General features: G+C 60.5%; 12 protein-coding genes. 11 read left to right on the forward strand and 1 reads right to left on the reverse strand.

From position 1 onward, the window contains the following. The first annotated feature begins 7 nt into the window (after positions 1 to 7). The 4 genes from ileS (at position 8) to ispH (ending at position 4,940) form a co-directional block, all read left to right on the forward strand. On the forward strand, positions 8 to 2,839 hold the full coding sequence (ileS, locus tag ACV8MC_RS10710) for an isoleucine--tRNA ligase (RefSeq protein ID WP_095181847.1): 2,832 nt from the start codon (positions 8 to 10) through the stop codon (positions 2,837 to 2,839). Next, entirely contained in the window at positions 2,832 to 3,344 is a 513-nt protein-coding gene (lspA, locus tag ACV8MC_RS10715) for a signal peptidase II (RefSeq protein ID WP_024014359.1), read from the forward strand. Before ileS ends, lspA begins: the two co-directional genes overlap by 8 nt. Further along, a complete protein-coding gene (gene fkpB, locus ACV8MC_RS10720; protein ID WP_056790492.1) occupies positions 3,337 to 3,789 on the forward strand; it encodes an FKBP-type peptidyl-prolyl cis-trans isomerase in 453 nt (150 codons plus the stop codon). The genes lspA and fkpB overlap by 8 nt, the downstream gene beginning before the upstream one ends. Positions 3,790 to 3,995: 206 nt before the next feature. Beyond that, positions 3,996 to 4,940, forward strand: coding sequence for a 4-hydroxy-3-methylbut-2-enyl diphosphate reductase (gene ispH / locus ACV8MC_RS10725; RefSeq protein ID WP_016773129.1), 945 nt, complete (start codon positions 3,996 to 3,998; stop codon positions 4,938 to 4,940). On the opposite strand, the gene ACV8MC_RS10730 is transcribed toward ispH, so the two are convergent. Beyond that, positions 4,897 to 5,466 (reverse strand): GspH/FimT family pseudopilin, encoded by a 570-nt coding sequence (locus ACV8MC_RS10730; RefSeq protein ID WP_056790489.1) that lies wholly within the window; start codon positions 5,464 to 5,466, stop codon positions 4,897 to 4,899. The two genes, ispH and ACV8MC_RS10730, sit on opposite strands and share 44 nt — an antisense overlap. A 130-nt stretch (positions 5,467 to 5,596) precedes the next feature. Here ACV8MC_RS10730 and ACV8MC_RS10735 point away from each other — a divergent pair, with 130 nt between their 5' ends. The 7 genes from ACV8MC_RS10735 to thiO are packed head-to-tail and all read left to right on the forward strand — an operon-like array spanning position 5,597 to position 12,367. After that, complete coding sequence (locus tag ACV8MC_RS10735) at positions 5,597 to 6,070, forward strand: GspH/FimT family pseudopilin (protein WP_041477800.1); 474 nt, start codon at positions 5,597 to 5,599, stop codon at positions 6,068 to 6,070. Beyond that, a complete protein-coding gene (pilV, locus tag ACV8MC_RS10740) occupies positions 6,067 to 6,516 on the forward strand; it encodes a type IV pilus modification protein PilV (RefSeq protein WP_071173641.1) in 450 nt (149 codons plus the stop codon). The genes ACV8MC_RS10735 and pilV overlap by 4 nt, the downstream gene beginning before the upstream one ends. Continuing rightward, complete coding sequence (locus tag ACV8MC_RS10745; protein WP_056790483.1) at positions 6,513 to 7,226, forward strand: PilW family protein; 714 nt, start codon at positions 6,513 to 6,515, stop codon at positions 7,224 to 7,226. Before pilV ends, ACV8MC_RS10745 begins: the two co-directional genes overlap by 4 nt. A gap of 10 nt (positions 7,227 to 7,236) precedes the next feature. Then, a complete protein-coding gene (locus ACV8MC_RS10750; protein WP_095181844.1) occupies positions 7,237 to 7,716 on the forward strand; it encodes a pilus assembly PilX family protein in 480 nt (159 codons plus the stop codon). Continuing rightward, complete coding sequence (locus tag ACV8MC_RS10755; protein ID WP_457265245.1) at positions 7,703 to 10,792, forward strand: pilus assembly protein; 3,090 nt, start codon at positions 7,703 to 7,705, stop codon at positions 10,790 to 10,792. Before ACV8MC_RS10750 ends, ACV8MC_RS10755 begins: the two co-directional genes overlap by 14 nt. A gap of 15 nt (positions 10,793 to 10,807) precedes the next feature. Next, complete coding sequence (locus tag ACV8MC_RS10760; RefSeq protein ID WP_095181842.1) at positions 10,808 to 11,209, forward strand: type IV pilin protein; 402 nt, start codon at positions 10,808 to 10,810, stop codon at positions 11,207 to 11,209. Positions 11,210 to 11,266: 57 nt separating this feature from the next. After that, the gene (thiO, locus tag ACV8MC_RS10765) at positions 11,267 to 12,367 is read left to right on the forward strand and encodes a glycine oxidase ThiO (RefSeq protein WP_457265247.1); all 1,101 of its coding nucleotides are present in this window, start codon (positions 11,267 to 11,269) and stop codon (positions 12,365 to 12,367) included. Positions 12,368 to 12,441 lie beyond the last annotated feature (74 nt).

Below are 12,441 nucleotides of genomic sequence, written 5' to 3' on the forward strand. Positions count from 1 at the left end.
GCCTTAAATGACCGACTATAAAGCCACGCTAAACCTTCCGGACACCGCCTTCCCAATGAAGGCCGGCCTGCCACAGCGCGAACCGCAGATCCTGCAGCGCTGGGACAGTATTGGCCTGTACGGAAAGTTGCGCGAGATTGGCAAGGATCGTCCGAAGTTCGTCCTGCACGACGGCCCTCCGTACGCCAACGGCACGATCCACATCGGTCACGCACTGAACAAGATTCTCAAGGACATGATCATCCGCTCGAAAACCCTGTCGGGTTTCGACGCGCCGTACGTCCCGGGCTGGGACTGCCACGGCCTGCCGATCGAGCACAAGGTGGAAGTGACCCACGGCAAGAACCTCGGCGCGGATAAGACCCGCGAGCTGTGCCGTGCCTACGCCACCGAGCAGATCGAAGGGCAGAAGTCCGAGTTCATCCGTCTCGGCGTGCTGGGCGACTTCGCCAACCCGTACAAGACCATGGACTTCAAGAACGAAGCCGGTGAGATCCGCGCCCTCGCCGAAATCGTCAAGGGTGGTTTTGTCTTCAAGGGCCTCAAGCCAGTGAACTGGTGCTTCGATTGCGGTTCGGCTCTGGCTGAAGCGGAAGTCGAGTACGAGAACAAGAAGTCCTCGACCATCGACGTTGCGTTCCCGATCGCTGACGAGGCCAAACTGGCTGCGGCCTTCGGTCTGGCCTCGCTGAGCAAACCTGCTGCGATCGTGATCTGGACCACCACCCCGTGGACCATCCCGGCCAACCAGGCGCTGAACGTGCACCCGGAATTCAACTACGCCCTGGTCGATATCGGCGACAAGCTGCTGGTGCTGGCGGAAGAGCTGGTCGAAGCCTGCCTGGCACGCTATGGCGTGGAAGGTTCGGTCGTCGCCACCACCACCGGTAAAGAGCTGGAGCTGATCAACTTCCGTCACCCGTTCTACGATCGTCTGTCGCCGGTGTACCTGGCTGACTACGTTGAACTGGGCGCAGGCACCGGCGTGGTTCACTCCGCCCCGGCCTATGGCGTGGACGACTTCGTGACCTGCAAGAAATACGGCATGGTCAACGACGACATCCTCAACCCGGTACAGAGCAACGGCGTGTACGTGCCGTCGCTGGAATTCTTCGGCGGCCAGTTCATCTGGAAGGCCAACCCGGCCATCGTCGAAAAACTGACCGAAGTCGGTGCGCTGATGCACACCACCGTCATCGAACACAGCTACATGCACTGCTGGCGCCACAAGACTCCGCTGATCTACCGCGCCACCGCGCAGTGGTTCATCGGCATGGACAAGGAGCCAACCAGCGGCGACACCCTGCGCGTGCGCTCGCTCAAAGCCATCGAAGACACCAAGTTCGTTCCGGCCTGGGGCCAGGCGCGCCTGCACTCGATGATCGCCAATCGTCCGGACTGGTGCATCTCGCGTCAGCGCAACTGGGGCGTGCCGATCCCGTTCTTCCTCAACAAGGAAAGCGGCGAGCTGCACCCACGTACCGTCGAGCTGATGGAAGAAGTCGCCAAACGCGTTGAAGTCGAAGGCATCGAAGCCTGGTTCAAACTCGACGCCGCCGAACTGCTGGGCGATGAAGCGCCGCAATACGACAAGATCAGCGACACCCTCGACGTCTGGTTCGACTCCGGCACCACGCACTGGCACGTCCTGCGCGGATCGCACCCGATGGGCCACGAGAGCGGCCCGCGTGCCGACCTGTACCTGGAAGGTTCCGACCAGCACCGTGGCTGGTTCCACTCCTCGTTGCTGACCGGTTGCGCCATCGACAACCACGCACCGTACCGCGAACTGCTGACGCACGGCTTCACCGTCGACGAGTCCGGCCGCAAGATGTCCAAGTCGCTGAAAAACGTGATTGAGCCGAAGAAGATCAACGATACGCTGGGCGCCGACATCATGCGTCTTTGGGTCGCGTCGACCGACTACTCTGGCGAAATCGCTGTGTCGGATCAGATCCTGACCCGCAGCGCCGATGCCTATCGTCGTATCCGTAACACCGCGCGCTTCCTGCTTTCCAACCTGACCGGTTTCAATCCGGCCACCGATCTGCTGCCGGCAGAAGACATGCTGGCGCTGGATCGCTGGGCGGTGGATCGCACGCTGTTGCTGCAACGCGAGTTGCAAGAGCATTACGGCGAATATCGTTTCTGGAACGTGTACTCGAAGATCCACAACTTCTGCGTGCAGGAGCTGGGCGGTTTCTACCTCGACATCATCAAGGACCGCCAGTACACCACCGGTGCCGACAGCAAGGCCCGTCGCTCGTGCCAGACCGCGCTGTTCCACATCTCTGAAGCGCTGGTGCGCTGGATCGCGCCGATCCTCGCCTTCACTGCTGACGAGCTGTGGCAATACCTGCCGGGCGAGCGTAACGAGTCGGTCATGCTCAACACCTGGTACGAAGGCCTGACCGAGCTGCCGGAAGGCTTCGAGCTGGGTCGCGCCTACTGGGATCGCATCATGGAAGTGAAAGTCGCGGTCAACAAAGAGATGGAAATCCAGCGTGCGGCGAAAGCCGTCGGTGGCAACCTGCAGGCCGAAGTGACGCTGTTTGCCGAAGAGGCGCTGAGCGCCGACCTGGCCAAGCTGAGCAACGAGCTGCGCTTTGTCCTGATCACCTCGACTGCCAGCGTTGCACCATTCGTTCAGGCTCCGGCCGATGCAGTGGCCACCGAAGTCAGCGGTCTGAAACTGAAGATCGTCAAATCGGCGTTCCCGAAATGCGCGCGGTGCTGGCATTGCCGCGAAGACGTCGGCGTGAACCCGGAGCATCCGGAAATCTGCGGGCGTTGCGTCGACAACATCAGCGGTGCTGGCGAGGTTCGTCACTATGCCTGATGCCATTGGCCGTTTCGGACGGCTGAGCTGGCTGTGGTTGAGCCTGCTGGTCCTGGTCATTGACCAGGCCAGCAAGTTCTACTTCGAAGCCAAGCTCGAAATGTTCCAGCAGATCGTGATCATTCCCGATCTGTTCAGCTGGACGCTGGCCTACAACACTGGCGCTGCTTTCAGCTTCCTCGCCGACAGCTCGGGCTGGCAGCGCTGGCTGTTTGCGCTGATCGCCATTGTCGTCAGTGCGGTGCTGGTGGTCTGGCTCAAGCGTTTGGGTCGCAACGACACTTGGCTGGCCGTCGCCCTGGCACTGGTGCTGGGTGGCGCGCTGGGCAACCTGTATGACCGCATTGCCCTGGGCCATGTGATCGACTTCATTCTGGTGCACTGGCAGAACCGCTGGTATTTCCCGGCGTTCAACATTGCCGACAGCGCGATCACCGTTGGCGCGATCATGCTGGCACTGGACATGTTCAAATCGAAGAAAACCGAAGAGGCTGCTCATGACTGAACCGCAATCGACTGAGCAACGCATCGGCCAGAACACCGAAGTCACCCTGCACTTTGCCTTGCGCCTGGAAAACGGTGACACCGTCGACAGTACCTTCGACAAGGCCCCGGCGACCTTCAAGGTCGGCGATGGCAACCTGCTGCCGGGTTTCGAAGCCGCACTGTTTGGCTTCAAGGCCGGCGACAGGCGCACAGTGACCGTTGAGCCGGAAAACGCTTTCGGACAGCCAAACCCGCAGAACGTGCAGACCATCCCGCGTTCGCAGTTCAACGACATGGAGTTGTCGCCGGGTCTGCTGGTGATCTTCAACGATGCGGCCAATACTGAATTGCCAGGAGTGGTGAAGGAATTCGATGACACGCAAGTGACCGTCGACTTCAACCACCCGCTGGCGGGCAAGACGCTGACCTTTGACGTGGAAATCATTTCCGTCAAAGCGATCTAAAAATGCAGGAGTGAGCTTCTGTGGCGAGGGGATTCATCCCCGCTGGGGTGCGAAGCGCCCCCAGACCAGTCAACGGATTCTGAGATAAGTCCGTTGAAGGTCTGCGACTGCTACGCAGCCGAGCGGGGATGATTCCCCTCGCCACAACAAGCAGGTCTCCACAGTCTGTTTTCCATTGTTTTCGCGCGCAAGACACGAGGCACAGCATGCAAATCAAACTCGCCAACCCCCGTGGCTTCTGCGCCGGTGTGGACCGGGCGATCGAAATCGTCAACCGCGCCCTGGAAGTCTTCGGGCCGCCGATCTATGTGCGTCATGAAGTGGTGCACAACAAGTTCGTCGTCGAAGACCTGCGCAGCCGTGGCGCGATTTTCGTCGAAGAGCTCGATCAGGTACCCGATGACGTGATCGTCATCTTCAGCGCCCACGGTGTTTCCCAAGCCGTGCGCAACGAAGCTGCAGGTCGTGGCCTGAAAGTCTTCGATGCAACCTGCCCGCTGGTGACCAAGGTGCACATCGAAGTCGCCAAATACAGCCGCGACGGTCGCGAGTGCATCCTGATCGGCCACGCCGGTCACCCGGAAGTCGAAGGCACCATGGGCCAGTACGATGCCAGCAACGGCGGCGCGATCTACCTCGTCGAAGACGAAAAGGACGTGGCCGCATTGCAGGTACGCGATCCGGAAAGACTCGCCTTCGTCACCCAGACAACCTTGTCGATGGACGACACCAGTCGCGTTATCGATGCCCTGCGCACGCGCTTCCCGGCCATCGGTGGTCCGCGCAAGGATGACATCTGCTACGCCACACAAAACCGCCAGGACGCCGTCAAGCAACTGGCCGACGAGTGCGACGTGGTGCTGGTGGTCGGCAGCCCGAACAGTTCCAACTCCAACCGTCTGCGTGAACTGGCTGAGCGTATGGCGACTCCGGCCTACCTGATCGACGGTGCCGAGGACCTGCAACAGAGCTGGTTCGACGGCGTCGAGCGTATTGGCATTACCGCTGGCGCGTCCGCACCGGAAGTGCTGGTCCGGGGCGTGATCCAGCAATTGCAGGCCTGGGGCGCGACCGGTGCCGACGAGCTGGCTGGCCGTGAGGAGAACATCACGTTCTCGATGCCGAAAGAGCTGCGCGTCCGTTCGATCTGACGCTTCTGCCTTTGTCGCACAGCGCCTGTTCGGTCTCCTGACTGCCCAGGCGCACGCGACCGGTCGCCGCCAGCACGATCTGCCGCTGGCTGACCGGTTCGCGCGGCGAGCAGATGTGTATTGTCCCCGCCTGAAATCGCCGTCCCGGCATCAGCGGCTGTCCCAGATGACTGAACCGCACGTAGCGGCTCACCCACCAATTGCCGACAATCGCCACCTTCGCCTCACTGGCGCGTTCAACCAGCAGCGGATTGCTGCTGTCCTCCGGCCCTTTGCCGCTAAGATCCAGAATGATTCGCCAACCCTGACTCCAGTCGCCGTCAATGCCATGGATCACCACACTTTGATTGTGGGTCATAGCCAGGGTGCGAGCATGGCGGATACCCTCGAGCAGCGACTGCGCTGCGTGGTCGCGCTGAGTCGCTTGCTTGAGCGCGGCGAACGCCGGGCTGACCAGCAGCAGAACAATTGCGCCAATCGCCAGTCCCATAAGCAGTTCAATCAGGCTGAAACCGTGTTGCGGCATGAAAAATCCCTCCGTGGAATGGTATGAGCAGCGCAATCCGTGCGCCGCGCAGGGCAAATCAGTCGGCGCGTGCCGAGCGAATGTTCTAGCGTGTAAAAGCAGGTATAGCCGACGGCAACGGAGGGCACCGATGGATCTTCGTACAAAAGGTTTCACGCTGGTCGAGTTGCTGGTCGCCATTGCGGTGTTCCTGATACTGATCACGCTGGCGGTGCCGGCCTTTACCCGTACGATCCAGAGCAGCAAGGCAGATACCGAAGTCGGCGACTTGCAGCGGGCAATCAATTTCGCTCGCCTCGAGGCAATCAACCGCGGCGTCACGACACGTCTGCGTCCGACCGCTGGCGGCAGTGTCTGGACCGGTGAGCTGGCGGTCTACGACAGTACTGGCAATCCGGCCAATGTGTTGCGGGTTGTTCCAGCAATGAGCAGTGGCGCGACTCTGACGCTACCCTCAGGAGTGACCGCACTGGATTTCAACAATCTCGGCGGTCTGGCGGCACCGTCGACGGCGGTGGTCATCGGTTACACGCTGGGCACGCAAAGCAGGACGCTGAACGTGTGTTTGAACGGACGCATTCAATTGGGTGGAAATTGCGGATGAGGGCAGGGAGCAAAAACGCACAGGAGGGCATGACGCTGATCGAAGTGCTGGTCGCGTTGCTGATTCTTACCGTCGGGCTGTTGGGCGCAGCGGCGGTGCAGCTCAATGCGCTGAAGTACACCGACAGTTCGCGGATGACCAGTCAGGCCAGTTTCATCGCCTATGACATGATGGATCGCATCCGCGCCAATTCCGGCGCCAACTACACCGTCACGCCACCGACCTCGGGCAATCTGAGTAATGCGCGGGATCAGGATCTCTACGATTTCACCACCAACATCGCCAACTTCGGCGGCCCGACCGCGACGGGCAGCATCACCCTCAATCAGCGGGTCTACACCATCACCATTACCTGGAGCGATGCGCGCGCGGCGAACGCTGCCAGTGCACAGCGCAGTTTCGTGCTGAGCAGCCGGGCGGCGGTCGATCCGGTGGCCACACCATGAAGTACGCCAGCCGTGGTTTCGGCCTGATTGAGCTGCTGATTGCCCTGGCTTTGGGGCTGATCGTCGTGCTCGGCGTGGTACAGATTTTCATCGCCGCAAAAAACACTTACGTCAGTCAGAACAGCGCCGCAGCGATGCAGGAAGATGCGCGCTTCGTTCTCAGCAAAATGATTCAGGAAATCCGTATGGTCGGCATGTTCGGCTGCCTCGGCACCATCGTCGACTCCAGTTCTGCAGGGGATTTCAACACCGCGCAACTCATCCCGATCAACTGGGATAACGCCAGTCTCAAGCTGACCATGGTCACCGCCGATGTCGGCAGCGGCGGGGGAACGCCGACCTGGACGGTGATTTCCGATTGTCGCAACAGCGCGGTCGCCTACAGCGGATTGCGCAGCCCGACCACGGGGCAGATCGCGTTCCCGATCCGGCGCCTGATCTACAGCTTCAGCAATAACCAGATCCTCATGGGCACTGGCAGCGGCAATCCGGCGCAGCAAGTGCTGGTGAACAACGTCAGCGCCTTCAACGTCACATTCGGTCTGGCCAGCTCCGCGACCGACGTCGCAGCTTCAACGTACAGCAGCAACCCCGGCGATCCGGCGCGCATCCGCAGCGTGCGCCTGAGCCTGACCCTCACCGACCCGAACAATCGGGTGCGCAATCAAACCTTCAACGTGGTTGCGGCATTGCGCAACCGCTTGCCATGAGGGGGCGGCGATGAGGATTTCCTTGCAACAACGTCAGGCCCAGCGCGGCATGGTCCTGTTGGTGAGCCTGGTGTTTCTGCTGTTGCTCACATTGATCGGTTTGTCCTCGATGCAGAGCGCCAACCTGCAAGAGAAAATGGCCGGCAGCGTAAGCCTGCGCAATCAATCGTTTCAGGCTGCGGAAGCGGCGTTGCGTATCGGCGAAAGTGCGGTGCAGCTGGACAGTTACTCGTTGGCGGTGTGCAGCGGCACGACCCAATGTCTGCCGCCGGCGGAGTCGTCAGTGGTCAGCTCGGCCGGCTTCAATTCGACCTCCGGGGTGACCTGGATCGCCGCCGGTAATGGCTTTTATGGCGTGCAGAACATCGGCACGACCCTGACGGCGGTGAACGTGCCGAGTAACACTTCGGCGACGTTGTATCGAGTCACTGCGGTCGGCATCGCCGGCAATTCGCGTAGCGTGGTGGAGAGTGTCTATGCGAAGTATTGAGCGCGGCCTGTCGCTGCTGATCGGCATGCTGCTGAGTTGCTACCTGGCGGCACCGGCCTGGGCTTTCACGCCTTCCGATTCGCCATTGCTGAGCGCGGCTGCGGTGGCGCCCAACGTGATGCTGCTGATCGATGACTCGGGGAGTATGAACAGCATCATCTACGCCGCCGGATTCGACCCGAACGTCAACCGCACTCCCGCCCGGCAGTGCAATGCCTTCCTCGGCTTGTGCTCTGCACTCAATGCGCCGCAGATTACTGGCGACACAGTGTTTCTATCGAGCCTGCCGACTTCCGGGTGCTCGGGAGGCGCCTATGCGTTCTACAACAACAGCGTGGCGCCGTTGTGCCTCAAGCTCCCCGACCCGGTAGGCAACGAGAGCACTCGGTATTCCGCCGATTACATTTCCTACATAGTCAGCCTCGCCAACAGCACCGGCACCCGCGACTTCACTACGGGGGCGATTCCCAACGATTACCGGATGAACGTGGCGCGCAACGTTTCCACCGCACTGGTGAGCAGCAACCGCACTTTGCGCATGGGCCTGTCGACATTCAATCCGGCGACCAGCAGCAACCCGGGCAACGGCGGTTTCATCGCCCGCTCGATCACCGATTTGTCACCCGTCGCGGGCAGCGTCACCCAGGCCCAGGCAGACACCAACTACAACGCGCTGATTTCATCGATCAACGGCTTGAACGCCGTGGCCAACACTCCGTTGGCCGAGAGCTACTACGAAGTCACGCGCTACATGCGTGGCTTGGCGCCTTACTACAACGGCACACCGGCGAGCTATACCAGTCCGATTCAATACCGCTGCCAGAAAAACTACGGCGTGGTGATTACCGATGGCTTGCCAACCTATGACCGTACCTTCCCGACCAACGATCCGCTGGGAGGCAGCCGGCTACCGAACTGGGATGGCGTGAATAACGATGGCGACAACCTCAACGGTGACGGTGAAGGCGACACGCTTTATCTGGATGACATCGCCAAATTCGCCTTCGACATCGACATGCGTTCGACCGGTACTGACGCAGCAGGCAAGAGCTGGAACGCGGTGGATTTTCCCCGGCAGAACATGAACACCTACACCGTGGGTTTCGCGGCGGATAACGACATGTTGTCCGACGCCGCCAGTTACGGGCAGGGCAGGTACTACCAGGCGACCGACAGCTCCGGGCTCAATGCGGCGTTATCGTCGGCATTGAGCGATATCACTTCCAAGGCCGGCTCCGGTGGTGCCGGCGTCGCCAGCAGCAGCACCTTGAGCAGTGGCAGCAGTTTTTACCAGACCACTTACGATCCCAAGGATTGGCGGGGCACGATCAGGTCGTTCGGCTTTACCTCGACCGGCACGGTAAATACCTCGGCGGCGCAATGGTCGACCGACACCACCATCGTGCCCTCTGCCACAGCGCCGACTTTCCAGTCATGGAACACCTTGAGCAACACGCCTATTGCCCTGGCACTCCTCAACTTTTCCCCGGCGCAGCAGACTACGCTGAATCAGGGGTTGCCCGCCGGAATCAACGGTAATGATCTGGTGGAGTGGAGCAAAGGGACCAACAGGGCCGGGCTCAAAGTGCGCACTGCGCTGCTGGGCGACATCATCAATTCGCCGCTGGTGCTCGCGTCGCCTTCGGACAAGACCGCATCCGATCTGACGGGTGACAGCAGTTACACCAACTACCTGACCACCAAGGCTGCGAACATGAATGCCAGTCTGGTGGTGAACGCCAACGACGGTTTCGTCAACGTGATCAATTCGGCGAACGGCACCCGCCGTTATGCCTACATGCCCTCCAGCGTGCTGCCTTCGTTGCGGCTGATTGCGGATACCAATTACGTCAACGGCGTCAGCCACAAGTTTCTCGTGGACGGTCAGGTCGGCGTGTTCGATGCGCAGGCCGGCACCACCTGGAGAACGCTGGCCATTGGCGGAACGGGGGCCGGTGGTAAAACCTTCTACGGACTGCAACTGTTCGATGCCTCGGCAGGCAACGTGATCAAGGCACTGTGGGAAGTCAGTGCGCCGGCTACGGCCAATGCGTCGAATGCTTTCAATGATCTGGGTTACGCCTACGCCCGTCCGGAAGTCGCACGCTTGGCCAATGGTCGCTGGGCGACATTCATCGCCAATGGTTACGGCAGCAATTCGGGGGTTGCAGCGTTGTATGTGCTGGATGCGCTGGATGGTTCGCTGATCAGGAAAATCGTCATCGACAGCACGGAAACCACTAACGGTCTGTCTTCGGTAAAACTCAGGGTCAATTCCTCGAACGTAGTGCAGGCTGCCTACGCTGGTGACCTGAAGGGGCGTATGTGGAAATTCGACTTGAGCGCACCCGGGGCAGAAAGCTGGGGCGTGGCGTTTGCCGGCAAGCCATTGTTCACCGCCCCGGGCGGGGCAACGCAGCCGATCACCGCGCAACCGCTGCTGGCGGATAATCCGCAGGGCGGCAAGCAGGTGTTCTTTGGCACCGGCAAGTTCAACGAGACTGCCGACAAGACCAACAAGGATCTGCAGGCGTTCTATTCGATCTGGGATGCGGAAGGAGGCTCAGGGCAAATCACCGTTAGCAGCTTGCAGGCACAGGCGATTACCGGCTCGTTCTCCGGCAGTTCCGGGCAGTTTCTGACCACCAGCCAGAATGAAACGACGTATCCGGCAGAGAAAGGGTGGTATCTGCCGCTGGCGTATAACAACGTGCTGACCGGTGAACGCGTGATCAATCAGGCCAGTATTGTATTGGGGCGAGTTGTTTTCACCACTGCCAGCGTCGATACCACCGACCCTTGTTCGAGTTTTGGTACGGGCCGACTGGTCGAACTCGATGCGTTCAACGGTAAGATGCTCAACTACGCCGTGATCGACACCAACGGTGACCGTTTGGTCGATGGCACTGACACGATATCAAGTGGCGTGGTATTCACCGGTGGCATTCCGACCCTTAACGTTATTTCCGCGGGTGGTACGGGAAAGGTCGTGACCGAGACCAGTGGCGTCATCACCACCGTTGTGGAAAAAGGTGGCGGCGGCAGCCGTCGTATCATGTGGCGACAAATCCAGTAAGCGAGAATTTGAGGCATGCGCAGAACCAGCCGAGGTTTTACCCTGATCGAGATCATGATCGTCATCGCGATTATCGGGATCATCCTCACCATCAGTATCCCCAGCTACAACGAATACGTGAAGAAGGGCCGTCGCGCCGAAGTGGTCTCGCTGCTCTCGGAGCAGGCGCAGACCCTCGAACGCTTCTACACCCGCAACAATGTCTACACCGGCGTCACCGGGCTGAGCCCGGGCAATGATTTCTACACCATCACCCCGACGCTGACCGACCAGACCTTTGTGCTGACCGCGGTGCGTAAAACCGGCTCGGCCATGGCCACCGACAAATGCGGGGATTTCACTCTGACCAACACCGGCGTGCGAAGCATGAACAACGCGACTACCGGTGTGACCGCCAAGGATTGCTGGGGCCGCTGACGCATTCTTTTTCGGGCGCCTTTTGCGCCCACTGTCTTTTTTACGGTTGGATCAAACATGACCAGGCAACAGCAAGTAGTGATTGTCGGCGGCGGGGTGATTGGCCTGCTCACTGCCTACAATCTCGCCTCCGAAGTGCGCAGCGTGGTGCTGCTGGATCGCTCGAATGTCGGCCAGGAATCGTCCTGGGCTGGCGGCGGCATCGTCTCGCCGTTATACCCGTGGCGCTACAGTCCGGCAGTCACCGCGCTGGCGCATTGGTCGCAGGATTTTTATCCACAGCTCGGCGAACGCTTGTTTGCCGACACTGGGGTTGATCCTGAGGTGCACACCACTGGTCTGTATTGGCTGGATCTGGACGATGAAGCCGCAGCCCTGGCCTGGGCCGCGCGGGAAAATCGGCCGCTGCGGGCTGTGGATATCTCGGCGGCACATGACGCGGTGCCGGTGCTCGGCAGCGGTTTCAGCCGAGCGATCTACATGGCCGATGTCGCCAATGTGCGCAATCCACGGCTGGTCAAATCGCTGAAGGCCGCGTTGCTCGGGCTGCCGAATGTGACGATTCATGAGCAATGCGAAGTCAGTGGCTTCGTCCGCGAGGGTGAGCGCGTGGTTGGCGTGCAAACCTCCACCGGGGTGATCAGCGGCGACCAGATTGTGCTGACAGCGGGGGCGTGGAGCGGTGATCTGCTCAAGACGCTGAGCCTGACGCTGCCGGTCGAGCCGGTCAAAGGCCAGATGATTCTCTACAAGTGCGCGGCTGATTTCCTGCCGAGCATGGTGCTGGCCAAGGGGCGTTATGCGATCCCGCGTCGCGACGGTCACATTCTGATCGGCAGCACGCTGGAGCACGAAGGTTACGACAAGACCCCGACCGACATAGCGCTGCAAAGCCTCAAGGCCTCGGCAATCGAATTGCTGCCGGCGTTGGCGGATGCTGAGGTGGTCGGGCACTGGGCCGGGCTGCGGCCGGGGTCGCCGGAAGGGGTTCCCTTTATTGGCCGGGTGCCGGGGTTCGAGGGGTTGTGGCTGAACTGCGGGCATTACCGCAACGGGCTGGTGTTGGCGCCGGCGTCGTGTCAGTTGTTTGCTGACGTGATGCTGGGGCGGGCGCCGATTATTGATCCGGCGCCGTATGCGCCTGGGGGCCGTATTTAGTCAGAGGCTGGTAGACCGCCTTCGCGAGCAGGCTCGCTCCCACAGGAATACTCATTCCAAATGTGGGAGCGAGC

Source organism: Pseudomonas sp. PK-RTE-24 (assembly GCF_054052265.1).